Source organism: Paracoccus saliphilus, from assembly GCF_028553805.1.
Lineage (GTDB): Bacteria > Pseudomonadota > Alphaproteobacteria > Rhodobacterales > Rhodobacteraceae > Paracoccus > Paracoccus saliphilus.
Genome location: NZ_CP067140.1, coordinates 3,515,076 through 3,539,684, shown reverse-complemented (window position 1 = coordinate 3,539,684; position 24,609 = coordinate 3,515,076). Strand labels below are relative to the sequence as shown.

Below are 24,609 nucleotides of genomic sequence, written 5' to 3'. Positions count from 1 at the left end.
CAGAGGCAGGAGCGAGGGCAGCAATGCGCCATTTTACCAAGGTACTTTTAGGTCTCATGCTGGTATTGGCAGTGGCCTGTTCGCGGTCGCCGTCAGGTGGCGGATATGGCGCGCGGGGGCCGGGGGCCAATCCGCAGCTGGGTGACAGCGCGCCGCATGACTGGGGTAGCGGACATCCTTACAATCATCAGGTGCATGGCATCGACATCTCCCGCTGGCAGGGTGATATCGACTGGCGGCGCGTGCGTGGCGCGGGGATCAGCTTTGCCTTCATCAAATCGACCGAAGGCGGCGACCATCTCGATCCCAATTTCAACCGTTATTGGCGCGAGGCCGCCGGTGCGAGGATTCCACGCGGCGCCTATCACTATTATTATTTCTGCCGCAGCGGGGCTGAACAAGCGCGCTGGTTCATCCGCAATGTCCCGCGAGAGCGTGGTTCGCTGCCGCCGGTGCTGGATATCGAATGGACCCACTCCAAGACCTGCCCGCGCCGTCCCCCGGCATCCGAGGTCAAGCGCGAGGCGTCGATCTTCCTGGATATCGTCGGGCGTCACTATGGGCAGCGGCCGATCGTCTACACCACCGTCGACTTTTACCGAGATAATAATCTGGGCGATTTGAGGGCCGAATTCTGGTTGCGTTCGGTCGCCGATCATCCGCGCAATATCTATCGGGGCCAGCGTTGGGCTTTCTGGCAGTATACTGGTACGGGAATCGTTCCCGGAATTGACGGGAATGTGGATCTGAACGCCTTTGCAGGCTCTGCTTCGGATTGGTCACGATGGTTGCAGACACGTCTGACGCGGTAAGACCGCGCCTACGGCTGATGGCCGAATTTGCGGCGCTCTATATCGGGGCGCCGCTGGCGATTGCGCTGTTCCTGCCTCCACAGCGGATGTTTACCGCCCTGTTCGTCTTCAGCGTCGCAGGGATGCTTTTGCTCTGGAGGACGGGCGGCTTTCGCTGGCGCAATCTTGCACGCGGTCGGCGTATCCCGTGGTGGGAGGTTCTGGGCATTGCCCTTGCAACCGCGATCTCAGGCATCGCGATCCTGTCACTGGCCCGCCCCGAGGCATTGTTCGCAATCTTGCGGACGAACCCGGAATTCCTGATCGTGATCTGGTGTTTCTACCCGATCCTCTCGGCGCTGCCGCAAGAACTAATCTTTCGCCCGCTGTTCTTTCATCGCTACGGCTCGCTATTGCCCGAGGGTAAGGGCGCAATCGCGATCAATGCACTCATATTTTCCTTTGCGCACCTGATGTACTGGTCCTGGGTGGTGGCTGCGATGACATTCATCGGCGGTTGGGTATTTGCCCGCGCCTATCTCCGTCATGGCTTTCCCGCAGCCTGGATATTGCATGCGGTGGCCGGAAATATCCTCTTCGCGGTCGGAATGGGCTATTATTTCTGGTCCGGCAACGTGGTCCGGCCCTTCTGAACGGTTGACTTCCCCGCCGCCAAAAGGTTCATGCGGGTGCTGAACAACCTGAGGACCGATCATGCACGCCTATCGCAGCCATAACTGCGGCGATCTGACTGCCGCCAATGCCGGGGAAACCGTCCGCCTGTCGGGTTGGGTGCACCGCGTTCGCGATCATGGGGGTGTCCTCTTCGTCGATCTGCGCGACCATTACGGTATGACACAGGTGCTGGCCGACAGTGACAGCCCCGCCTTCGCCGCGATGGAGCGGTTGCGGTCCGAAACCGTCATCCGCATCGATGGCAAGGTGAAGCTGCGTGACGCGTCACTGGTCAACCCCAAGCTGCCCACTGGCGAGATCGAAGTTTATGCGGCGGAACTCGAGGTACTAGGTCCTGCCGAGGAATTGCCGCTGCCGGTCTTCGGCGATCAGGATTATCCAGAGGAAACCCGCCTCGCCTATCGGTTCCTGGACCTGCGCCGCGACAGCTTGCATGAGAATATCATGCTGCGCTCAAAGGTGATCCGCAGCTTGCGCAATCGCATGTGGGACCAGGATTTCAATGAATTCCAGACCCCGATCATCACCGCGTCCAGTCCTGAAGGCGCGCGGGACTTCCTGGTGCCCTCGCGTCTGCATCCGGGCAGGTTCTATGCGCTGCCGCAGGCTCCGCAGCAGTTCAAGCAGCTGATCATGGTTGCCGGCTTCGACAAGTATTTCCAGATCGCCCCCTGTTTCCGCGACGAAGATCCGCGCGCCGACCGTTCGCCGACCGACTTCTACCAGCTCGACCTCGAGATGTCCTTCGTCGAGCAAGAGGATGTCTTCGCCGCCATTCAGCCGGTCATTCAGGGTCTGTTCGAAGAATTCGGCAACGGTCGCCCGGTCGATGCCGACTGGCCGCGCATTCCCTTTGCCGAGGCGATGCTGAAATATGGCAGCGACAAGCCCGACCTGCGCAACCCGATCGAGATGCAGGTGGTGAGTGACCATTTCCGCGGTTCGGGATTTGCGATTTTCGCCAAACTGCTGGAGCAGAACGGCACCGAGGTCCGCGCCATTCCTGCACCGGGTGGCGGCAGCCGTAAATTCGCCGACCGCATGAATGCCTTCGCGCAGCGAGAGGGTCTGCCGGGCATGGGTTATATCTTCTGGCGCAAGGGAGAGGATGGTCAGACCGAGGCCGCCGGCCCGATTGCGAAAAATATCGGTCCCGAACGTACCGAGGCAATCCGGCAGCAGCTTGGATTGGCCGAAGGTGATGCGGCGTTCTTCCTCGGCGGCAAGCCCGATTCCTTCGAGGCGGTGGCGGGCCGGGCCCGGAACGAGATTGGCCGTGAATTGGGGCTGACCGACGAGAACCAGTTCAAATTCGCATGGATCGTCGATTTTCCGATGTATGAGAAGACCGACGAGGGCAAGATCGACTTCAGCCACAACCCGTTCAGCATGCCGCAGGGCGGGATGGAGGCGCTGGAAGGCGATCCTCTGCAGGTCAAGGGCTATCAATATGACCTTGCCTGCAATGGCTACGAACTGGTTTCCGGGGCGATCCGAAACCACAAGCCCGAGATCATGTTCAAGGCGTTTGAACTGGCTGGCTATCCGGCCTCTGAGGTCGAGAACCGTTTCGGCGGCATGGTCAAGGCTTTCCGCTATGGTGCGCCTCCGCATGGCGGCTGCGCGGCAGGGATCGACCGGATCGTGATGTTGCTGGCGGATGAGCAGAATATCCGTGAGGTCATCATGTTCCCGATGAACCAGCGCGCCGAGGACCTGATGATGGGCGCGCCGAGCGAGCCGACGAATGAGCAGTTGCGCGAATTGCGCCTTCGGGTGCTTCCAAGCGAGTGAATAAGAGGGATGGCATGAGCGGCGCAGGAAAGACGATTTCGGGTTTCACGCCGCGGCCCGCGCCGGGCAACCCGGAAATCGATGCGGTCTGGGCGCGGCTTGAACGGCTTGATCCCGGCCGTCATGCCGAGCCGATTTTCGAGGCGGTCCAGGGTGCCGATCATGTCTGGGACTATCTGGCTATCGGTCCGTTTCCCGATCTTGACGCCTATCGTGAGTGGCAGGCGCAGATGGCTGCAGCCTCTGATCCATGCTTCTACGCCGTTGTCGATCCTCGGACGGGGTTGGCGATGGGCGTGGCGTCTTTCATGCGCATAGATCCTGCCAATGGTGTGATCGAGATCGGCAATATCATGTTGAGCCCCGCTCTGCAGCGCAACCGGATCGGCAGCGCTGCCCTGATGGCGATGATCCGGTGGGCATTCGAAGCGGGGTATCGCCGGGTCGAATGGAAATGCAACGCCCTGAACGCCCCGTCACGCCGAGCAGCGCTGCGGTTCGGGTTCCGTTTCGAGGGTGTGTTCCGCCAGCATATGATCGTGAAGGACTGTAACCGGGATACGGCGTGGTTCTCGATCATTGACGGCGAATGGCCTGCCCTGGACGCCGCTTACCGGCAGTGGTTGGCACCGGGTAATTTCGATGCCGAAGGATTGCAGCGTCAAAGCCTGTCCTCGCTGACCGCTCAGGCGTTACCCGGCCGCAGCGGTGACTGAAGCAAACTGGCGGGCGGTTGGTTCCGATATTATGCGGTTCGGGTGAGCCTGTCCTGCACCATGGCGCTTAGTCGCGCCAGTTCGGTCGCAACTGCCCGCCCCGCCCGATGATCTTTGGCCAGTGCGTTGGCTGCCTCCTCCAGGGTTTGGTCATGCGCCGAGCGGGCCACGCCTCCCAGAAAGCGGGCGATATAGTCGATGCGAGACGTGTCGCTGACGGTGGAGAGGATATCTGCTACATGGGTCAGATCTTCACGCAAGGATGTGCCGTCGGGCATGATCAGGTCATTGGGGACTGGGGTCGGGCTCCAGTGTCGCAGGTTCGCGGGCAGGGCCGACATGATCGCCTGCTGAAACATCGCGAGGTTTTCCACAGGTTTTGACAGGAAACCATCCGCCCCGGCCGCGATTGCCTCGTCGCGTAGTTCCGGATCGCCGGAGATGCCGAGAATCACCGGAAGCCGGGGGGTGGCGTTGGCCAGGTTGCGGATCAATCCCGTCCCGTCGCCATCAGGCAGGCCGAGATCGATGATCGCTACGTCCGGACGATAGCTCTGCAAATGCCGGATGGCCGAACGAAGACAGTCCGCCCGCCGGATACGCGCGCCTGATCGCATACAGAGAAGCCGCATGGCCTCGCTCGAATAGCGCGAATCCTCGACCGCAAACACCGTCAATCCGGCGAGAGGGCGTCCAGGCTGCGCCATTATCCGCATCGGTAAAGGAGCGACCGGATCCATCGTGACTTCTGACAACATTTCTTTTACCCCGCGATTCTCTGACGATAGGAAGAGTTTGCTTCCGGGATGCTAACGCCGGGTTAATCACAACGGGTTTTGCTTTTACTCAGGCCGTACAAGGCCTAGAAATACGTGCAAACGGAGGTTGATATGATCGGACGCCTGAACCATGTTGCCATCGCCGTGCCCGACCTGCAGGCGGCGGCGGCCCAATATCGAGACACGCTCGGAGCGAATGTCCGCCCTCCGCAGGACGAGCCCGATCACGGTGTGACCGTCGTTTTCATCGAGCTTCCGAATACCAAGGTCGAGCTGCTTTATCCCTTGGGCGATGACAGTCCGATCCAGGGATTTCTCGAGAAGAATCCATCGGGCGGCATTCATCACATGTGTTACGAGGTTGAGGATATTCTTGCCGCGCGTGACAAACTCAAGGCCGAGGGGGCGCGGGTTCTTGGCAATGGCGAACCAAAGATCGGCGCGCATGGCAAGCCGGTGCTGTTCCTGCACCCCAAGGATTTCAACGGTTGCCTGATCGAGTTGGAGCAAATCTGATGAATCTGACCGGTGGGATCGTTCTATATACCGTGCTGTGGTTTCTGACATTGTTCATCGTCGTGCTGTTCGGTCAGAGGTCGCAAGCCGATGCCGGAGAGATCGTTCCCGGCACGCCAGCGGGCGCCCCCGCGAATTTCGTGATCGGGCGCAAGCTGATCTGGACGACGGTGATCGCGGCGGTGATCTGGGCTCCCATTGCCTGGGTGATCCTCAGCGGCGTGATCAGCCGCGAGGAACTGGAGAGCTTTGACCAGTTCTTCCGCGGATAAGATGGAAGAGGTGGGTAAAGGCCGCAGCCGCCAGAAGCGGGCCTATTATATTCACCACCGGTACCGTCAAAAGCACCGCAATCAGCGCACCTGCCACCGTGATCTTGCCACTGTTTTCTTTGCGCAATGCGGTGGCTTGCAGCCCATGCAGATGCCGTCTTGCGGCCATCTGAAAGAATTCCCTGCCCAGTGACCAGCCGTTCAATCCATAAAACAGGATCGGTGCGAGGGGGCCCAGAAAGGGTGTCAGCGCCAGCGACAGGATTGCTACGCCGATAATGGCAGCCATCAGGACCATCGTTTCCAGTAACCCGTCCAGGAAATCCATGGGCTGGCCCGTGGCCGAGGGATAGTGGATGCGTTCGACCGCCTCTGACACGCGCTCGGCAAAGAGGCCGCAGAAACCCGCGGCAACGGGGGCCATCAGGAAAAAGCCCATCAAGGGAAACAGCGCCAGCGAACTCCATGACAGCGCGTTGCCGATATCGATCGCACCGATCCAGGGCAGGGTGAAGCTACCAGGGGTGAATAGCCGGATCAGCCAGAACGCCCCTGCCTGCAAGGCGACGAACAGCAGGATCGTCAGTCCGATCCCTGCCAGCACCAGCGAGAGGATTCGCGGTCGCAGCAAATCGCTCCAGGCGCGAAACAATGCCTTTGCGACAATCATTCCAGCCAGCTCGCCTTCTTGGTGATGTCAGGGCGGGGACGTTCAGGCGGCGTATTGCCGCGCGTGCCAATATGAACCAGCCCGGCCACCTGTTCATTGTCCTTCAGGCCCAGATGGGTTCGCGCAAACTTTTCGTTGATCGCCGCAAAACCCGTCAGCCACGCCGCTCCCCAGCCCGAGGCAAGCGCGGCATTCACCAGACCCAGGCAGACCGCGCCGGCGGACAGAACCTGCTCCCATCGCGGGATCTTGTCGCTCTCCACGGGCGAGGAAATGACTGCAACGATCACGGGGGAAGCGAAGGTAGAAGCGGCTTTTTCTGCCGCCGCCACATCCTGTCCTTCCGCCAGAACCTCCTGCCGCAGAATCGGCTGCAACCGGTCAAGTGTCGCGCGGCCAAGCACGACGAATCGCCAGGGCTCGAGCTTGCCGTGATCGGGTGCCCGGGCGGCCAATGTCAGCAAATCCGACAACTGATCGCGATCAGGCGCGGGGTGGGTCAGCAACTTTGGTGGATGCGAGCGGCGGGTTGCCAGAAATTCCAGCACCGCTTCGTTGCGATATTCCATGCAGATCTCCTTTGGCCGACCACAGATAGGGCAGCGCAGGTGGTTTTCCCAGAGCCCGTGCGGCTGCGCAAGCGGCAAGGGATTGCAGGCGGACGGTTTGGACGGCATTTTGAGCGGCATGACCGATCTTAGCCATCTTGCCCGTGAGGGTGCTGAAATTCGCTTGCGTGTGACGCCCAAGGCGCGGCGCAATGCGATCAGCCTTGATGACGGTGCGATCCGTGTGCATGTGACAGCCCCGCCCGAGGACGGAAAGGCGAATGCCGCAGTTGTCAAACTGCTTGCGAAATCGATGGGAGTGGCAAAATCACGGTTGACGCTTTTGCGGGGTACAGCTTCGCGCGATAAGGTTTTTCGGCTGGATTAATCCTCTTTTTCTATTCGGTAGTTCCCCTCCGGCAGGTTCAGCGCCAAGCGTAATTCGGCGAGCTGATGCATCGTGAAGGTAACTCGGGCGACCTCTTCGCCATCGGGGTTCATCTGTTCGACAACCACCCGGTCATCGAAAGTCAGGATCACCACATCCTCGTTCAGCGGGCGGGTATGCGGCTTTGTCTCGTCTATGAGGGTTATGACCGTGGCGTCGAAATCATGCTCGATGGTGAACATCTTGGCCTCCTTGGTTCACCCGACAATCGCGTGAAACGATGGGGTGAACAAGGGTCGGGGCTTGCACGGGCGTAGCGTCGGGATAAAGTGGCAATCAAGCGGTGGGGCAACCGCGTCAAATGAGACGAGGGAATACGTAGGGATGAGCAGAGGCTTGGGAAAACCGCAGATTGTTACAGTGGTTCTGGCAGGGCTGATCGCCCTGTCTGCCTGTGCGCCGCTGCCGCCCGAAGTGCAGGAGCCTCCCCGGCCAACCGCGACGCAGCCGCAGTCCGCCCCGGCGACGAACACCAACTCTCCCGATGCGGCTGCCCGAACCTTCGTCGGTGTGATGCGCCGGATGGAACCGGCGGTCGAGCGTGAATGCCTGCAGCGGCGCACTCAGCCGATCAACTGCGATTTCCAGTTTGTCGTCGATGATCGTCCGGGGTTAGAGCCGAATGCTTTCCAGACCATTGATGACAATGGACGCCCGATCATCGGTTTCACCCTTTCCCTGATTGCCGCGACCCGCAACGCGGATGAGATCGCCTTTGTCGTCGGGCATGAAGCCAGCCATCACATCCTGAACCATCTGGATCGCAAGGCTGGGGCGGCAACAGCTGGTGCAGTGATCTTGGGAAGCATTGCCTCGATTTATGGCAGCAACGAATCGGCTATTGCGACGGCGCAGGAAATCGGGGCCTCGGTTGGGGCGAACTACTATTCCAAGGATTGGGAACTTCAGGCGGATTATCTGGGCGCGATCATAACACTGAACGCGGGCTTTGATCCGAGGAACGGTGCCCGATTCTTCGAACGCCTACCCGATCCGGGGAACCGAGTGCTTGGGAGCCACCCGCCCAGAGCAGCGAGGCTCGCGCAGGTTGAGCGGGCGATCTCGGATGTACGTAGCGGAAAGACGCGCTGAACAAGCCTCCTTGCGTGTTGCCACCCTTTGCGATCGCATTGTCGAGTAGGGGTATTTTTAAGGTGAAAAAATCCGAAGCAGCTCATCTTTGGGTTGTGCCGGCGGGATTCACCCCCTATGTGCTGCGATCAGTACGAGGAGCGTGCGACTGTGGTGTTGTTCGATTTCCGTTCAGAACTATTTCAGACCCGGAATGCTATCGTGATCACGAGAAGTGCCCCAGCAGCCCCACATGTCAGGGCTGCAAACGCAGAAAAGAAGGAATGCCAATGATCGGCGTGGTCATCTGGGACAGGGAAGAGAGTGAACGCGCCGTGATCTGGTGCGAAGAACAGGCGTCCCTTGCCTATCTCCAAGGGCGTGGGCAGTTGCGAGATCCGTCCTATTGGCCCAAACTCGGGGATCTGGTCGAGCTCGAGGATGAGCTTGTTGGATCCTTGCGCCATGCCCGACGCGTGTCACATGTTCCGCAGGAGAAAAGCACAACGATCCCGCAAGAGCTGAGATGCCCATACAATCCCAATTGCACGAGCCTTGCATTTCCAGTGTGTGACTACACCTGCCCGCCCTGCAAGACACGCTGCGGATAAAACCCGGCGCTTTCAGCGGCAGCGGGAAACGCCATCGCTGAAATGGCCTCAGATTCCCCGCGCCAATGCCGCGACCCCGGTCCGAGCCAGGTCGGATAATCCAAGCGGACGCATCAAATCGGCAAAGGCGTCGAGTTTCGAGGGCATTCCCACGAGTTCGAAGACAAAGCTTTCGAGTGTCGAATCGACGACATTGGCCCGAAAGATCTCGGCAATGCGCAAGGCTTCGACCCGCTTGTCGCCCTGACCATGGACCTTGAACAGGCCCAACTCACGCTCGACCGACGGCCCTTCGACCGTCAGGTCATGCACGTCATGCACCGGCACGATCCGTCCAAGCTGGGCCTTGATCTGCTCGATCACTTCCGGTGTCCCGCTGGTGACCAGGGTGATCCGCGATTGGTGGCCGGTATGATCGACCTCGGCCACGGTCAGGCTGTCGATATTATAGCCGCGCCCCGAAAAAAGCCCGATCACGCGCGCCAGTACGCCCGGCTCGTTTTCGACCAGCACTGCAAGGGTGTGGCTTTCCTCGACCTGTACATTCGGATCGCGCAGATCATAGGCCGAATGACTCGACGCGCCCTTCTGGATGTTCAACGCATTCATGATTCGCCCCTGTTCTTCTTCATGCAAATATCCCGGGGGTGCGGGGGCTGGCCCCCGCCCGCAACTGGTCAGACCAAGGCCGCTCCGGCACCTTGAATCGCCCCTTGAGTCTCGGCTTCGCCCAACAGCATCTCGTTATGCGGCTTGCCCGAGGGGATCATCGGGAAACAATTTTCATGTTTCTCGACCAATACATCAAGGATGAAGGGTCCGTCATAATCGATCATCTGTTGGATCGCGTCATCCAGATCCTTCGGGTCCCGAACCTGTGCGCCCTTGCAGCCAAAGGCCTCAGCCAGCTTGATGAAATCGGGCAGGCTGTCCGACCAGCTTTGGCTATATCGCTCGCCATGTAGCAATTGTTGCCATTGCCGGACCATGCCAAGCCGCTCGTTGTTCAGGATGAACTGCTTGACCGGCAGACGGAACTGCACTGCGGTCCCCATTTCCTGCATGTTCATCAGCCAGCTCGCATCGCCGGCGACATTGACGACCAGAGCATCCGGATGGGCCATCTGCACGCCGATGGAGGCGGGCAGGCCATAGCCCATCGTCCCGAGCCCGCCCGAGGTCATCCAGCGGTTCGGCTCGTCAAAATGCAGGAATTGGGCGGCCCACATCTGGTGTTGACCGACCTCGGTGGTGACATAGCGGTCGCGCCCCTTGGTCAGCGCCTCCAGCCGTTCCAGGGCGAATTGCGGTTTGATGATCGTGTCGCTGCCGCGATAGAACAGGCAGTTCTTGCTTTTCCAGCCCTCGATCCGTTCCCACCATTTGCCAAGCGCGGCGCTATTCACTTTGCGGCCCCGCGATTTCCAGATCTTCAGCAGATCCTCGAGCACATGACCGACATCGCCGATGATGGGGATGTCAACAGGGATCACCTTGTTGACGCTGGAAGGATCGATATCGATATGCGCCTTGACCGAGCCGGGGCTGAACTCGGCGATCCGGCCTGTGATCCGGTCGTCGAATCGTGCGCCGATATTGATCATCAGGTCGCAGCCATGCATCGCCAGGTTGGCCTCGTAGAGACCATGCATTCCCAGCATCCCGATCCAGTTCTTGCCCGAGGCCGGATAGGCGCCCAGTCCCATCAGAGTCGAGGTGACCGGAATGCCCGTCGCATCGGCCAGCTCGCGCAGCAACTGGCTCGCGCCGGGACCAGAGTTGATGACCCCGCCACCGGTATAAAGAATTGGTCGTTCGGCCTGTTCGATCAACTCGACAAGCCGGGTGATTGCCGTGACATCGCCCTTGCGCACGGGTTGATAGCGCGGTGGATCGATCTGCTTCGGCCCTTGATACGCGTCCTCGGCAAACTGGACATCCTTGGGGATGTCGATCAACACCGGCCCCGGACGACCCGAGGTGGCGACATGAAATGCCTTGTGGATGGTTTCCGACAGCTTGGCCGTGTCCTTCACCAGCCAGTTGTGCTTGGTGCAGGGACGGGTAATGCCGACCGTGTCGGCCTCCTGGAAACCATCGGTGCCGATCAGGAAGGTCGGCACCTGCCCCGACAGGACGACCAGCGGGATCGAATCCATCAGCGCATCGGTCAGTCCGGTGACGGCATTGGTCGCGCCTGGCCCCGATGTGACCAGGACCACCCCCGGCTTGCCGGTCGAGCGGGCATAACCCTCGGCCATATGCACCGCGCCCTGTTCGTGACGGACCAGGACGTGGGTAATGTCGTTCTGTTGGAAAAGCTCGTCGTAAATGGGTAGTACCGCCCCGCCCGGATAGCCGAATACGGTATCGACGCCCTGATCGCGCAGCGCTTCGATGACCATTCTCGCACCCGTCATGATTCGGGACATCTTCTCTACTCCATCTGACAAAATCCCGCGGCGCACGAGCAGGGCCCGCCGCCGCGTCGGCGCAAATTATGGTCGCGGCCGGGAAGGGTCAATGGGATTCGACGGTTAAAATGACGCTATTTGGCCCAAAATTGAAATTTTCTTTCGCGAGTCGCGTAGCTGTTCAGCGATTGAACTGCGGTAAGGAGATACGCGCAACCTGCTCGACGATGGGATCGATGGACAGGGGATGCGCCTCGTTGGAGTGATCCTCTGCCCGTCCGAGCGTTTGCCAGACACCGCCCTTGTAGATCTCGAGCGCCGAAAAGCGGGCCTTGTAATCCATCTTGCGGCTGCCTGGCACCCAGTAACCCAGATAGACATAGGGGAGCCCGCTCGCGCGCGCGATCTCGACATGATCGAGAATGATATAGGTGCCAAGGCTCGCCGATTGCAGCGCGGGATCGTAGAAGCTGTAGACAAGGCTCAGCCCGTCATCCAGCACATCGGTCAGGCAAACCGCCGCCAGATGATCGTCGCCTTTTGCGAGCTTCTCGGGTTCGGCCCCATCGCAGCGATATTCGATGATACGGGTCTGAACCGGTGTTTCCTCGATCATTGCTGCGAATTCGAACACATCCATATCCGCCATGCCGCCATCGGCGTGGCGGCAATCCAGATAGCTGCGGAACAGCTCATATTGCTCTTCGGTCGCCCAAGGGGTCATGTTCACGCGGCTCAAACCGGCGTTGCGCCGCAACAGCCGCCGTTGCGTTCGGGAAGGTTTGAAATCAGCGACCCGTATCCGCGCCGACATGCAGGCCATGCAGCTTTCACAGCTCGGCCGGTAAAGGACATTCTGCGAACGCCGGAAACCCTGCCGCGACAACGCATTGTTCAGTTCAGCCGCGTTTTCGCCCTGAAGAGCGGTGAACAGCTTCCGTTCTGCCCGGCCATGCAGATAGGGGCAGGGCTGCGGAGCAGTCACATAGAACTGGGGTGCATGTGGCAAACTGTGGCGCATCAAGCCTGTCCGATATGGTGAATTTGGGTGTAGGTGCCAATCATGCGCGTGTGGACCGAAAAAAAACGTCAGGATACTGTTACAGGACAAAGCCTAACAACCTTTCCCGGACAGGCCAAGCGCCGAAAGGCATGATCGACGCGATGTTTGCGCGTTGACGAGGCGAGGGCTTTGGATAGTGTGACCGACATGGATTTCGCAGCCCGTATCACTCGCAAGCCATTGCCTCTGGATCGGAACCGCGCAAAGTCGGTGCGTGGATTGTTCCCTGATCTGCCGCGTTCCGTGCAGGAACTGATCGAAGGCGTGGCGGGCACCAGCCCCTATCTTGCCGGCCTGCTGGAACGCGAGGCCGAATGGCTGCCCGAGGCCTTGCAGCATGAAGACGTGGTGGTGCGGGAAACCGACGGGTTTGAGGCGCTCGATGCCGGCGAATTGGCGGCCGCGCTACGCCGCGCGAAGCGCAGGGTCGCGCTATTTGCCGCGCTGGCCGATCTGGGCGGGGTTTGGACGCTGGAGCAGGTCACCGGCGCATTGTCCGATTTGGCTGATTGCGCCGTTGATCTGGCGCTGCGGGTGCATGTCGCCCATGAAATCCGACGCGGCAAGCTGCCCGAGACACAGGCGGATGTGGGGGGCGTTTTTGCCCTGGCCATGGGCAAGGGCGGCGCGCGAGAGCTGAATTACAGTTCGGATATCGACCTGATCGTCTTGTATGACGATGCGGCCTATGCCGATGACGACCAGCACGAGGCCCGCGCCGCACTGATCCGCGCTACCCGCAAGATGGCGGCTACATTGTCGGATGTGAACGAGCACGGCTATGTCTTTCGCACCGATCTGCGGCTGCGTCCGGATGCGTCGGTGACGCCGGTCTGCATTTCGGCCTCTGCCGCGCTGGCATATTACGAGGCGGAGGGACGCACATGGGAGCGTGCCGCCTTCATCAAGGCCCGGTCCGCAGCGGGCGATATCGCGGCAGGCGAGCGCTTCCTGCAAGAGCTGCGACCTTTCGTCTGGCGCAAGCATCTGGACTTCGCTGCCATTCAGGACGCCCATGACATGCGGCTGCGCATCCGCGATCACAAGGGACTGGGCGGACGGCTGGACGTTCCCGGCCACAACATGAAACTGGGGCAGGGCGGGATCCGCGAGATCGAGTTCTTCACCCAGACCCGTCAGTTGATTGCGGGTGGTCGCGATCCCGATCTGCGATCGCGCGATACGGTGGGCGGGTTGGCGGCCTTGGCGGCGAAAGGCTGGATTCCGGAAGATGCTGCGCAGGAACTGACCGAGCATTACCGTGAACATCGCGATATCGAGCATCGTATCCAGATGGTGAATGACGCACAGACCCACAGCCTGCCCAAGGATCGCGACGGGCTGGCGATCGTCGCGGCAATGATGGGCGAGAGCGACGTGGAGGGGTGGATCGCCCGGCTGAAATCACGGCTAGAGCGGGTGCATGAGCTGACCGAATCCTTCTTTGCGCCGGGTGACAGCCGCGAGCGGCCCGAGCTGTCCGAAGAGGCGCAGGCGATCATCGCGCGATGGCCGAGCTATCCCGCGATACGCTCGAACCGTGCGCGCGAGATTTTCAAACGTGTCGAGCCCGAATTACTGTCGCGCATGGCTCGCTCGGGCCATATGGACGAGGCCCTGGTGCGGTTCGACAGCTTTCTCGCCGGGCTGCCTGCCGGGGTGCAGTTATTCTCGTTATTCGATGCCAATCCGCAACTGATCGAGCTGATCGTCGATATCTGTGGTACGGCACCGGGATTGGCCAACTATCTGGCACGTCATTCTGCGGTTCTGGACGCGGTTCTCGGGGGAAGCTTCTTTGCGCCATGGCCGGGGGCGCAGGCCTTGCGCGAAGAGCTGACACAGGCGCTACAGGTGGCGCTGGCCTCTCCGGACGGTGGCTACGAGCGAGCGCTGGATGCGGCCCGGCGATGGGCGCATGAATGGCATTTCCGTATCGGCGTGCATCACCTGCGCGGACTGATCGATGCGGATGAGGCCGGGGGGCAATATGCCGATCTGGCGGATGCCTGCATCGCGGCCATGATGCCGGTGACGGCTGCGGATTTCGCCAGCCGTCATGGCCCACCGCCGGGACGGGGCGCGGTGGTTCTGGGCATGGGCTCATTGGGTGCGCGGCAATTGCATGCGAGTTCGGATCTCGATCTGATCGTGATCTACGACGCTGACGGCGTCGACGGTTCCGACGGTCCGCGCCCGTTGGCGCCCCGACCCTATTATTCGCGACTGACACAGGCGATGATCACCGCGATCTCGGCCCCCACCGCCGAGGGGCGCCTTTACGAGGTAGATATGCGGTTGCGCCCCTCGGGGCGACAGGGCCCGGTGGCGACATCGGTACAGAGTTTCGAGAATTACCAGATGACCGAGGCCTGGACATGGGAGCATCTGGCACTGACCCGTGCCCGGATCGTCGGAATGGCCGGTGAGCAAGCTTCGGGGTTGGCCGAGCAGGTCGAGGCGCTGCGTCTCTCGGTTCTGCGGGAACGTGGACAGGAGCCACGCGTCATGCCCGATCTTGCGACGATGAGGGAAAGGATTTTCGCTGCCAAATCCTCGGGCGGGGCATGGGAGACGAAAATCGGCCCCGGGCGGTTGCAGGATATCGACCTGATCGCGCAATCCTGCGCGTTGCGGGCAGGAGATCCGGCGCGCGGCACCGTCGCCCAGTTGCGGGCAGGCCGTCGCTCGGGGGTAATGGCAAGCGAGTCTGCCGATCAGCTGTCATCGGTCCATCGTTTCTTGTGGCGCCTGCATGCCTCCGTGCGTTTGCTGACCGAGAAAACGATGAATTTCGACGAGATCGGCCAGGGCGGGCAGGAATTCCTGTTGCGGGAATGTGATTGCGCCGATCCGGAAGAACTCACCGCGCGATTGAAGGATGTCACATCCCGGGCCGCCAGCACGATCACGGATGAACTGCCGAATGACGCGGGATCAGACAGTTGATATGCAGGCTACCCGGCGCGTGACATGGGGGGTGGGCGGTTGACTGCCGCACCGGTTCGATCCTCGATCTTGGCCGAGGCAGCCGCTTCCACCGATGTTTCCTTGCCGATATGCCCCAGAACCGGAAGCGTGACCGTCTCTGACGATTCCTCCGCTGCGATCTCCGAATTGGTGGCGGCAAAGATGCCATGCGCGGTCTTGTCCCAATAGAACGGCCGCCTGAGCATTTCGTGGATCGCCTTCCAGCTCGCGATCCACGCCAACGGGAAATATACCTGCATCGTCAGCACCCATGGCCGCAGGTGGCGATGTTTCCGCTTGCGAACCGCGAACATCCCGACAGCGATGTTGAGCATTTCCGAACCGAGCAGCAGCCCGAGAAACAAAGGTATCGCGGCGGCTCCGAACATGGCCTCCAGCGGTTCCCGAAGCGGATAGGATAATCCGATACACAAGAGCCAGAAGCCCCAGACTGCCGGGGCAAGCAGATATTGGGTCAACATGAGCAGGAACTGGACCTGAAACCCGACGAAACGCCACGTTCCGAGATCATGCCACAATTGTCTCGGAAATCGCATATGGACCGCCCATGTCATGGCAAAGCCCTTGAACCAGCGGGACCGCTGCCTGATCCAGGGCAGGGGGCGGCAATTGGCCTCTTCATCGGTGGTGGTATCGATAATTTCCGTCCGCCAGCCGCGCCGGGCAAGGCGCACCCCCAGATCCGCGTCCTCGGTGACATTCCAGGCGTCCCAGGCATCGACATCTTCGAGTGCCTCGCGGCGGAAGAAACAGGTCGTGCCGCCCAAGGGCAGCACGAGGCCCAGGCGTCCGATCGCAGGCAGAAGAACACGGAACCACGCGGCGTATTCAATGGTGAAGCAGCGAGCCAGCCAATTGCTGCGAGGGTTGTAGTAGTCCAGTGCCCCCTGAAGGCAGCCGACCTCTTGAGGCGCGATATGGAAATGCCGCGCGATATGGTGCAGTTGATCGGAATCGGGACGATCTTCGGCGTCCCAGATGCCGATAATGCTTCCTTTGCAAAAATTCAGCGCATAGTTGAGCGCGCGGGGTTTGGTTCGGATGGGCCCGTCCGGCACCTCGATCACCCGGATCCAGCGGGGCAGATGGGCCGCGGCCAAGGCATCCCTGGTGACCTTGTCGTTGCTTTCGACGACCATCAGGATATCCATGAGCTCTCGCGGATATCGGATGCGCGATAAACGCTCGACCAGGGATCTGGCCACGTCGCTTTCCTGAAACAGCGGCACCAGAACCGATATGATCGGCAAGGGCAGGGCCTGATCCCGATGCCGGGCTTCATGCTTGGCAGGTAATTCAAGCTGTCGTCGCTCATGCCGGGCGGCTTGCAATGCGTTTACGAAGCATATCAGCTTAAGCCCGGTCTGTGCGATCAGCCCGAATGTGCAGATGGCCGTCAATGCCAACAGCGTGGACCAGGGGGTTTGCCAGATACCCAGTGCCAATGCCGCCATGACCGCAGTAAAGACCCATCCAAACATCCGGTGATTTCGTGTCCGGCAGCTTTCCCCGGCGGGAACACGGGCTTCGGCCCTGCGGATCAATTCGGTTCGGCGAAGCGAGAGTATGGCGGTCTGTATCTGGTCTTCACGGCATAACAGCATGCGTATCTTGCCGAGTTCCGGGGGCAATTCGGCGATCACCTTCTCGAAACGCTCGGGCTCGCAGGTGGCGATCCACGTCATGTTGCCCATGCGACGCAACGGCAGAATGTTATGGGCAAGGCAATACCCGGCCCCGGCGATGTCGATCAGGCGTGGATCAGGGGGTGTGTCATCCGGATCGACCACATCCACGCGCCACTGCCGGGATTGCGCCCGGGCCAGCGCTTCGGCTGTGACCCAGCCATTGATCAGCAGGATGCGCTCAAGCGACGCATGCTGTCGATGGCGCATCACCGCGGCTTTCATCAGGTGGGCCGGATCAACCGCGCCGTCATTGATGAGGCATTGCCCGAGAGAAATCGCTGGGGTCGGAAAACTTTGCGGTTCTGCCGAGGATATATCCTTCGGGACGGATGAGTCGGCTAACGGGGGCGTATGATGAAGACTGGCCATGAGACGAGATGTCCTTTCGGGAACATCCCGTCGTCGCACGGCTTCAGCTAAGATCGGGTTAAGCCGCTCGTAGCCGCAGATCAGGTTCTGCGGCTACGCATCGAATCGATGAAGCGGCGGAACAGGTACATGCTGTCCTGCGGCCCCGGAGCGGCTTCCGGATGATACTGGACCGAGAAGACCGGCTTGTTGGCGACGCGGACCCCGCAATTGCTGCCGTCGAACAGGCTGACATGGGTTTCGATAACGTTCTTGGGCAGAGTCTGCGAATCGACGGCGAAGCCGTGATTCATCGAGGTAATCTCGACCTTGCCGGTCTCGTTGTCGCGGACCGGATGGTTGGCACCGTGATGGCCATGGCCCATCTTGACCGTCTGCGCGCCCAGCGCCAGTGCCAGCATCTGGTGGCCCAGGCAAATGCCGAAGATCGGCATGTCGCGGTTCAGCAACTCTTGTATCATGGGCACGGCATAGCTGCCGGTGGCGGCAGGATCCCCCGGGCCGTTCGACAGGAAGACCCCCTCGGGCTCATGCGCCAGCACCTCTTCGGCGGTGGCGGTCGCGGGCAAGACCGTGACATCCGCTCCATGCGTGACCAGAGAGCGCAGGATGTTCCGCTTGGCGCCGTAATCCAGTGCCACGACCTTGAAGGGCTTGTCCTCGGGGCTGGTGCCGAAGCCCTCGCCCCATTCCCAGCTGCCTTCATTCCAGTGATAGCTTTGCGCGCAAGTGACATCCTTGGCCAGATCGAGCCCCACCAGTCCCTTCCAGGCGCGGGCCTTGGCGATCATCGCCTCGAGATCGAAATCGCCTTCGGGATCGTGGGCAAGCACCACATGCGGCGCACCCTGCTGCCGGATCGCGCGGGTCAGACGCCTCGTGTCCACGCCGCCAATGCCGATCCGGCCGCGCCGCTCCATCCAGTTCCACAACTCACCGGCCGAACGCCAGTTCGAGGGTGTCGTCGGATCCCAGTGCACGACGATACCGCTTGCGACCGGATCCTGCGCCTCGTCATCCTCGGGCGTGATCCCGGTATTGCCGATATGGGGAAAGGTGAAGGTGACTATCTGACTAGCATAGGACGGATCGGTCATGATCTCCTGATAGCCGGTCATCGCCGTGTTGAAGACGAGTTCTGCCACGACCTCGCCGGTGGCCCCGAAGCCTCGACCGTAGAAAACGGTCCCGTCGGCAAGCACAAGGCAGGCGGTGGGTTTTGTGGCCATGTCGGCACCTCTGTCATGAATCAGCCGGTGAATAGGGGGGGCAGCGCCCGAGGTCAAGCGCTGGCGTCCCTTTTGACGGCGATGACAGCTTGAATTTTGCGCACTCTTTGCCTAGATCGCCATCTTTCCGCCTGCCCCGGCCAGGGGCCAAGGCCTATGGGTTTATCCCGGGAGACGATCATGGACCTGCGAGCCAAATTGCAAGCTGCCACCAAAGAAGCGATGAAGTCCAAGGACAATGCACGGCTGTCGACGCTGCGCCTGATTTCCGCCGCCATCAAGGACAGGGAGATTGCCGCACGCGGAGAAGGCGGCGACGAGGCCGGGTTGAGCGATGCCGATCTGATCGCGATCCTGTCGAAGATGGTCAAGCAAAGCCAGGAATCGGCCAAGGCCTATGAAGAGGGGGGGCGTCTGGAGCTTGCGCAGAAAGAGGAAGACGAGATCAAGGTCGTGCAGGAATTCCTGCCGCGTCAATTGGACGATGCGGAAATCGCGCAGGCCGTGGATGCCGTGGTATCGGACCTGGGCGCATCCAGCATCCGCGACATGGGCCGCGTGATGGCTGAATTGCGTGCGCGCCATGCCGGGCAGATGGACTTCGGAGCGGTCGGCGCAATGGTCAAGAAACGCCTGCTGCATTGATGCCGGAACGGCGCCACCCTGTCTGTGGCCGGATTTTGCGTCCCGCTATGGCTGGGGGTTTCACACCCCGTCGCCGGCAGATCTCTCGAACCAGTGGCGCGACCCGCCGGCGATCCCGTGGGATATTTTCAGGAAGAAGAAGGGCCTAACCCGCCTTGAAGTGGTCTTTGGAGAGGCGAGTACTGCTTCTATGGCATCCGATGCCGTCGGGCTTGGAATGAACGCTACCGGTTAGGGTAGTTCCAGCGGAGTGCGATGCACTTCTCGACGAGACATTCGATGACAATCGATAGATGCGTTCGGGGGCCGATGAACAATCGAGGCGTTGCAAGTCATTCTGGAAAAAAGCAGGCGGCTCGGTCTGCGACTACCCCGAGTTCGGGCCTCTCCTTGCGGCAGCGTTCTTGTGCTTTCCAGCAGCGCGGTGCGAATGCACAGCCCGAGGGAAGGTTCAAAGGCGAAGGCAATTCGCCTTCCAGCTTGATCCGATCGGGTTTTCCCTGAGGATCCGCGACGGGCGTGGCCGAAAGCAGCGCCTTGGTATATGGGTGGCGGGGATGTGCGAATATGGCGTCCTTGCTGCCCATTTCGACTGGCCGGCCCAGATACATCACGATGATGTCGTCGGCCATGTGCTTGACCACCGACAGGTCGTGACTGATGAACAGATAGGCAAGGCCGAGCCGCTCCTGCAGATCTACCAGCAGGTTCAGGATCTGGCTCTGTATCGACAGGTCCAGCGCCGAGACAGGTTCGTCCAGCACCAGCACCTTGGGTTCCAGCATCAGCGCACGGGCAACCGCGATGCGCTGCCGCTGCCCGCCCGAGAACATATGCGGATAGCGGTCGTAATGCTCGGGCCGCAACCCCACCAGCGCTAGCATCTCGCGTGCACGGCGAGAGCGTTCCTCGGCCGTGATGTCGGGGCGGTTTATCTTGAGCGGCTCTGTCAGGACGGCGCCGATCCTCTGGCGTGGGTTCAGCGAGCCATAGGGATTCTGGAACACGATCTGCACATCGGTGCGCAACTGCTTGAGGTTGGCCGGGTTGGCATCGATTCCGCCGATCGTGAAGTTGCCCGAGGTCGGTTCCTCGATCATCGTGATCAACCGGGCGAGGGTGGATTTACCGCAGCCGGATTCCCCGACCACTGCCAGCGTCTTTCCCGGCTGCAATTCGAAGCTCGTGTCCGAAACCGCACGCAAGATCCGCGGACCGGAGAAAAGCCCACCCTTGACCTCGTAATGGCGCGACAGGTTATCCGCCTTGACCACAGGGGCATTCATGCCGAAACCTCCGTCTTGGTATTGAGGGGATAGTGACAGCGGGCAAGGCCGAGTTCGGGCCCCATGGGTGCCGGAGGCTCGATCCTGCAACGTTCATCGGCAAATTTGCAGCGAGGGCTGAACAGGCAGCCTTTCGGCCGGTCGAATTGTCCCGGCACGACGCCCGGAATGGTCGGTAGATGGCGCGAGGTGGCGCGTTCTGGCAGGGCAGCCAGCAGGGCGGCGGTATAGGGGTGATGCGGTGTCTCGAACAGGTCGATGACCTTCTGTTCCTCGACTTTCTGGCCGGCATATTGCACCGATACCCGCTCGGCCGTTTCGGCCACCACGCCCATGTCATGGGTGATCAGGATCAGGGCCATGTCGCTATCGCGTCTCAATCCGGTCAGAAGATCGAGGATTTGTGCCTGGATCGTCACGTCCAGCGCCGTCGTCGGCTCATCCGCGATCAGCAGTTTGGGGCCGCAGGCAATGGCCATGGCGATCATGACCCGCTGGTTCATCCCGCCCGACATCTGGTGCGGGAAGACCTTCAGCCGCTCTTCGGGTGCGGGGATGCCGACCATCTCGAACAGCTCAACCGCGCGCCGGTGGCGGGCCTTGCGATCAAGGCCGAGATGCAGGCGCAGCGCCTCCTTGAGCTGGAAGCCGGTGGTGAAGCAGGGATTGAGCGATGACATTGGCTCCTGGAAGATCATCGCCATGTCCTTGCCGATGATCCGGCGCCGCTGCCGCGGGCTGAGTGCGTGCAGGTCATGGCCGTCGAAGCGCATGACATCGGCGGTGATCGTCGCCGTCCATGGCAGCAGGCCCATCATCGCCAGCATCGACACGGATTTGCCCGAGCCGCTTTCACCGACGATGGCAAGCAACTCGCCATTATCGACAGACACATCGACTCCGTCCACTGCCCGGAACTGCCCCGAGGAAGTGACGAAATCGACCGAGAGGTTGCGGATTTCAAGCAGGGGCATGGATCAGCTCCGCTTCAGTTTCGGATCGAGTGCATCGCGTAGCCCGTCACCCATCAGGTTGATGGCCAGCACCGTGAACAGGATGGCAAGGCCGGGGAAGGTCACCACCCACCATGCGCGCAGGATGAATTCGCGTGCTTCGGCCAGCATGGTGCCCCATTCGGGCGTCGGCGGCTGCGCGCCCATGCCCAGAAAGCCCAGGGCCGCCGCATCCAGGATGGCGGTCGAGAAGGACAGCGCCGCCTGCACGATGATCGGCGACAGGCAATTGGGCAGCACGGTAAGGAACATCAGCCGCAGCCTGCCCGCACCCGCCACGCGGGCAGCGGTCACGTAGTCCTTGGTGCGTTCGGACAGCACACTGGCGCGGGTCAGGCGGACGTAATGGGGCTGCAGGACGATGGCGATGGCGATCATGGCATTGGTCAGGGAGGGACCGAGGATTGCCACTAGCACCAGTGCCAGCAGAAGTGACGGAAAGGCAAGGATGATATCCATGATCCGCATGATGATCGTATCGAGCCAGCGCGGCGCGAAACCGGCGATCAGCCCGATCACGATTCCGCCCGAGGCCGCCACCGTGACCACCACGATTCCGACATAAAAGGAGTAACGCGCCCCATGCAGCAATCTCGACAGCATATCCCGCCCAAGCGCATCCGTTCCCAGGGGGAAGGCGATACTGCCGCCTTCTTGCCAGAAGGGTGGTTGCAGCAGGTTCTGGCGGAACTGCGAGGTCGGATCGTATGGCGCGATCAGATCCGCGAACAGGGCGACGAGGATGAAGCCGACAAAGACCCAGAGGCCCATGACCGCCCCCCGGTTCTCGCGGAAGTAATGCCAGAACTCGCGGAGCGGCCCCGGACGGTCGGTGGCTTGGGATGCTGTATCGCTCGTTTCGGTCATCAGCGTTTCCGGATCTTGGGGTTGATGAAACCGTAGAGCATATCCACGATCAGGTTCACGATCATCACCATCACGGCGATCAACAGCAGGCCTCCCTGCACGACCGGGTAATCCCGGCGGAAGATCGAATCGACCATCCATTTGCCGATGCCGGGCCAGGAAAAGATCGTCTCGGTCAGGATTGCCCCGGCCAGCAGGGTGCCGACCGACAGGCCGATGACCGTGATCACCGGGATCAGCGCGTTGCGCAGGGCGTGCAGCCCGTTCACCCGCAGCGGTGCAAGCCCCTTGGCGCGGGCGGTGCGGATGTAATCCTCGGACAGCACTTCGAGCATGGCCGAGCGGGTTTGCCTCGCGATCACCGCCAGCGGGATGGTGCTGAGGACGATGGTTGGAAGGATGAGGTGGTGAACCGCCGACCAGAAGGCGCCGTCCTGCCCAGACCTGAGCGAGTCGATCAGCATGAAGCCGGTGCCGCCGTCGAAATAATACATCAGGCTGATACGCCCCGAGACCGGAGTCCAGCCAAGCCAGCCGGAAAAGGCGATGATCAACAGAAGCGCCCACCAGAAGATTGGCATCGAATAGCCGACCAGCGCCGTGGACATCAGCAGCCGGTCAAAGAACTTGCCCCTGTTCACCGCCGCGATCACGCCTGCGGGCAGACCCAGGGCTACGGCAAGGATGATCGCGCAGACCGACAGTTCCAGCGTGGCGGGAAACAGCGTGAAGAACTCGTCCCAGACCGGTTTCTTGGTGACCAGGCTCTGCCCGAGATCGCCCTGCATCACGCCCTTGAGGTACTCCCAGTACTGAAGCAGGATCGGTTGGTCGAAGCCGAATTCCTTCATCAACTCGGCATGGCGCTCGGCCGAGATGCCGCGTTCGCCCGCCAGAACGGTGATCGGGTCGCCGGGCAAAAGGCGGATGAAGGCGAATGAGATCAGCGTTACCCCGAAAAAGGTAGGCAGGAAGGTCAGCAGCCGCGAAAGGATGAATTTCAGCATCAGCCTACGATCCTGATATCTCGGGGGAATGTCGTCAGGGAGCGGTTGCCGGAATCGGTGATCAGCACATCGTCCTCGATACGGATACCGAAGCCCCCGGTCTGGTAGAGGCCCGGTTCATTGGTAAAGACCACGCCCGGTTCCAGCCGCTGATGATTGCCGCGCATGACATAAGGTGCCTCGTGGACATCGCGGCCCAGCCCGTGCCCGGTCTTGGTTCGGATCCGGTCGGCATAGGGGGATGCCTCCAGCACCGAAATCACCGCGTCATCGACCTCATGCGCGGTCACGCCCGGCGCGGCGATCTCGTGTCCGCGCCGATTGGCCGCCAGCACGGTTTCATAGACCGAAGCCGCCTCGTCGGTGACATGCCCGACAAAGGCGGTGCGGGTGATATCGGCGCAAAGCCCGCCCCAACGCGCGCCGAAATCGATCAGCAGCGGATCGCCTGCCCGTAGCGCGTAATCGTCGCGCGCATGGGCATGAGAGGCCGCGCTATGCGCCCCGGCGGCGACCAGCGCCCCGAAAGCCTGCTCTTCCGCGCCATGGGCGAACAACGCCTGGATCAGGATCCGCTCGACATGTTTTTCGGTTTGCCCGATGCGCACCTGGTCCAGAGTCTCGCCCAATGCCGCCTCGGATATGGCGATGGCGCGCTCCATCGCGGCGATCTCGTCCGGGGTCTTGCGATATCTGAGGCCGGTGATCCGGGCCTCGCCGTCCACGATGCCAAGGCCGGGCCAGGCGTTGCGCAACGCGAGTTCGATGAACACGCGCATGGATTGCCCCTCTACTGCGACCGAGCGCAAGGGCAGGCGTGCGGCCAGTGCAGCGAAGGCTTCGTCATAGCCCGTCTGATCGCGCCAGTCGAAAACCTCGCCCTCGAAATCAAGGGCGGCAAAACTGGACAGTTCCAGGTTTGGCACGATGGCAGCGGGATCGCCCTCGACGGGGATCACCACCACCAATGGACGTTCGTTGCTCATGAACACATGCCCGTAGAGGCGTGTGAAATTAGCGCCGGGAACCAAAGCGACCGCATCAGTTCCCAGTTCGGCCGCGATGCGGCGGAAATCTGTGTATCTATCTGGCATGATCAGGCACCTGATCATGAGAGGCGCATGA

At 61.1% G+C, this 24,609-nt stretch carries 24 protein-coding genes; 10 read left to right on the top strand and 14 right to left on the bottom strand.

The window, feature by feature from the left end:
- Positions 1 to 23: 23 nt before the first annotated feature.
- From JHX88_RS17070 to JHX88_RS17055, 4 genes are all read left to right on the top strand, one after another.
- Positions 24 to 812, top strand: coding sequence for a glycoside hydrolase family 25 protein (locus tag JHX88_RS17070; RefSeq protein ID WP_076524874.1), 789 nt, complete (start codon positions 24 to 26; stop codon positions 810 to 812).
- Positions 785 to 1,444: a CPBP family intramembrane glutamic endopeptidase gene (locus tag JHX88_RS17065; RefSeq protein WP_076524872.1), complete on the top strand. Its 660-nt coding sequence runs from the start codon at positions 785 to 787 to the stop codon at positions 1,442 to 1,444. The genes JHX88_RS17070 and JHX88_RS17065 overlap by 28 nt, the downstream gene beginning before the upstream one ends.
- Positions 1,445 to 1,505: 61 nt before the next feature.
- Positions 1,506 to 3,281, top strand: coding sequence for an aspartate--tRNA ligase (gene aspS / locus JHX88_RS17060; protein ID WP_076524870.1), 1,776 nt, complete (start codon positions 1,506 to 1,508; stop codon positions 3,279 to 3,281).
- Positions 3,282 to 3,295: 14 nt separating this feature from the next.
- A complete protein-coding gene (locus JHX88_RS17055) occupies positions 3,296 to 3,997 on the top strand; it encodes a GNAT family N-acetyltransferase (protein WP_076524868.1) in 702 nt (233 codons plus the stop codon).
- Between the two features lie 29 nt (positions 3,998 to 4,026).
- Here JHX88_RS17055 and JHX88_RS17050 read toward each other — a convergent pair whose 3' ends face one another.
- On the bottom strand, positions 4,027 to 4,704 hold the full coding sequence (locus JHX88_RS17050) for a response regulator (protein WP_272848079.1): 678 nt from the start codon (positions 4,702 to 4,704) through the stop codon (positions 4,027 to 4,029).
- A 183-nt stretch (positions 4,705 to 4,887) separates the two neighbouring features.
- Here JHX88_RS17050 and mce point away from each other — a divergent pair, with 183 nt between their 5' ends.
- On the top strand, positions 4,888 to 5,292 hold the full coding sequence (mce, locus tag JHX88_RS17045) for a methylmalonyl-CoA epimerase (protein ID WP_076524864.1): 405 nt from the start codon (positions 4,888 to 4,890) through the stop codon (positions 5,290 to 5,292).
- Entirely contained in the window at positions 5,292 to 5,564 is a 273-nt protein-coding gene (locus tag JHX88_RS17040; RefSeq protein WP_076524862.1) for a DUF1467 family protein, read from the top strand. The genes mce and JHX88_RS17040 overlap by 1 nt, the downstream gene beginning before the upstream one ends.
- On the opposite strand, the gene JHX88_RS17035 is transcribed toward JHX88_RS17040, so the two are convergent.
- The gene (locus JHX88_RS17035) at positions 5,518 to 6,234 is read right to left on the bottom strand and encodes an EI24 domain-containing protein (RefSeq protein WP_272848078.1); all 717 of its coding nucleotides are present in this window, start codon (positions 6,232 to 6,234) and stop codon (positions 5,518 to 5,520) included. The two genes, JHX88_RS17040 and JHX88_RS17035, sit on opposite strands and share 47 nt — an antisense overlap.
- Complete coding sequence (locus JHX88_RS17030; protein ID WP_076524860.1) at positions 6,231 to 6,803, bottom strand: nitroreductase family protein; 573 nt, start codon at positions 6,801 to 6,803, stop codon at positions 6,231 to 6,233. Before JHX88_RS17030 ends, JHX88_RS17035 begins: the two co-directional genes overlap by 4 nt.
- 118 nt (positions 6,804 to 6,921) lie before the next feature.
- Here JHX88_RS17030 and JHX88_RS17025 point away from each other — a divergent pair, with 118 nt between their 5' ends.
- Entirely contained in the window at positions 6,922 to 7,170 is a 249-nt protein-coding gene (locus JHX88_RS17025; protein WP_076525017.1) for a DUF167 domain-containing protein, read from the top strand.
- Here the strand turns inward: JHX88_RS17025 and JHX88_RS17020 are convergent.
- Complete coding sequence (locus tag JHX88_RS17020) at positions 7,167 to 7,412, bottom strand: hypothetical protein (protein WP_076524858.1); 246 nt, start codon at positions 7,410 to 7,412, stop codon at positions 7,167 to 7,169. The two genes, JHX88_RS17025 and JHX88_RS17020, sit on opposite strands and share 4 nt — an antisense overlap.
- Before the next feature lie 142 nt (positions 7,413 to 7,554).
- Here JHX88_RS17020 and JHX88_RS17015 point away from each other — a divergent pair, with 142 nt between their 5' ends.
- Positions 7,555 to 8,322 (top strand): M48 family metalloprotease, encoded by a 768-nt coding sequence (locus JHX88_RS17015; protein ID WP_076524856.1) that lies wholly within the window; start codon positions 7,555 to 7,557, stop codon positions 8,320 to 8,322.
- Between the two features lie 638 nt (positions 8,323 to 8,960).
- Here the strand turns inward: JHX88_RS17015 and ilvN are convergent.
- The 3 genes from ilvN to JHX88_RS17000 form a co-directional block, all read right to left on the bottom strand.
- Positions 8,961 to 9,521 carry an acetolactate synthase small subunit gene (ilvN, locus tag JHX88_RS17010; RefSeq protein WP_076524852.1) on the bottom strand — a complete coding sequence of 187 codons (561 nt, stop codon included), beginning with the start codon at positions 9,519 to 9,521 and terminating at the stop codon, positions 8,961 to 8,963.
- Positions 9,522 to 9,589: 68 nt separating this feature from the next.
- Positions 9,590 to 11,344: an acetolactate synthase 3 large subunit gene (locus JHX88_RS17005; RefSeq protein ID WP_076524850.1), complete on the bottom strand. Its 1,755-nt coding sequence runs from the start codon at positions 11,342 to 11,344 to the stop codon at positions 9,590 to 9,592.
- A gap of 163 nt (positions 11,345 to 11,507) precedes the next feature.
- Positions 11,508 to 12,347: an arginyltransferase gene (locus JHX88_RS17000; RefSeq protein ID WP_076524848.1), complete on the bottom strand. Its 840-nt coding sequence runs from the start codon at positions 12,345 to 12,347 to the stop codon at positions 11,508 to 11,510.
- Positions 12,348 to 12,536: 189 nt separating this feature from the next.
- Between JHX88_RS17000 and JHX88_RS16995 the strand changes: the two genes are divergently transcribed.
- Positions 12,537 to 15,338 carry a [protein-PII] uridylyltransferase family protein gene (locus JHX88_RS16995; RefSeq protein ID WP_076524846.1) on the top strand — a complete coding sequence of 934 codons (2,802 nt, stop codon included), beginning with the start codon at positions 12,537 to 12,539 and terminating at the stop codon, positions 15,336 to 15,338.
- An 8-nt stretch (positions 15,339 to 15,346) separates the two neighbouring features.
- On the opposite strand, the gene JHX88_RS16990 is transcribed toward JHX88_RS16995, so the two are convergent.
- Positions 15,347 to 17,275 (bottom strand): glycosyltransferase, encoded by a 1,929-nt coding sequence (locus JHX88_RS16990; protein WP_272848077.1) that lies wholly within the window; start codon positions 17,273 to 17,275, stop codon positions 15,347 to 15,349.
- A gap of 242 nt (positions 17,276 to 17,517) precedes the next feature.
- Positions 17,518 to 18,666 (bottom strand): glutamine-hydrolyzing carbamoyl-phosphate synthase small subunit, encoded by a 1,149-nt coding sequence (gene carA, locus JHX88_RS16985; protein WP_076524842.1) that lies wholly within the window; start codon positions 18,664 to 18,666, stop codon positions 17,518 to 17,520.
- 180 nt (positions 18,667 to 18,846) lie between these two features.
- On the opposite strand from carA, the gene JHX88_RS16980 reads away from it, so the two are divergent.
- Positions 18,847 to 19,311, top strand: a complete 465-nt coding sequence (locus tag JHX88_RS16980; RefSeq protein ID WP_076524840.1) for a GatB/YqeY domain-containing protein — start codon at positions 18,847 to 18,849, stop codon at positions 19,309 to 19,311.
- A 332-nt stretch (positions 19,312 to 19,643) separates the two neighbouring features.
- Here the strand turns inward: JHX88_RS16980 and JHX88_RS16975 are convergent, their stop codons facing one another.
- From JHX88_RS16975 to JHX88_RS16955, 5 genes are read right to left on the bottom strand one after another with little or no spacing between them, the layout of a single operon-like run.
- A complete protein-coding gene (locus tag JHX88_RS16975) occupies positions 19,644 to 20,597 on the bottom strand; it encodes an ABC transporter ATP-binding protein (RefSeq protein ID WP_076524838.1) in 954 nt (317 codons plus the stop codon).
- Positions 20,594 to 21,571 (bottom strand): ABC transporter ATP-binding protein, encoded by a 978-nt coding sequence (locus JHX88_RS16970; protein WP_076524836.1) that lies wholly within the window; start codon positions 21,569 to 21,571, stop codon positions 20,594 to 20,596. Before JHX88_RS16970 ends, JHX88_RS16975 begins: the two co-directional genes overlap by 4 nt.
- Before the next feature lie 3 nt (positions 21,572 to 21,574).
- On the bottom strand, positions 21,575 to 22,477 hold the full coding sequence (locus JHX88_RS16965; RefSeq protein ID WP_076524834.1) for an ABC transporter permease subunit: 903 nt from the start codon (positions 22,475 to 22,477) through the stop codon (positions 21,575 to 21,577).
- The gene (locus JHX88_RS16960) at positions 22,477 to 23,484 is read right to left on the bottom strand and encodes an ABC transporter permease subunit (RefSeq protein WP_076524832.1); all 1,008 of its coding nucleotides are present in this window, start codon (positions 23,482 to 23,484) and stop codon (positions 22,477 to 22,479) included. Before JHX88_RS16960 ends, JHX88_RS16965 begins: the two co-directional genes overlap by 1 nt.
- Positions 23,484 to 24,578 (bottom strand): M24 family metallopeptidase, encoded by a 1,095-nt coding sequence (locus tag JHX88_RS16955; RefSeq protein WP_076525015.1) that lies wholly within the window; start codon positions 24,576 to 24,578, stop codon positions 23,484 to 23,486. The genes JHX88_RS16960 and JHX88_RS16955 overlap by 1 nt, the downstream gene beginning before the upstream one ends.
- Positions 24,579 to 24,609: the final 31 nt, after the last annotated feature.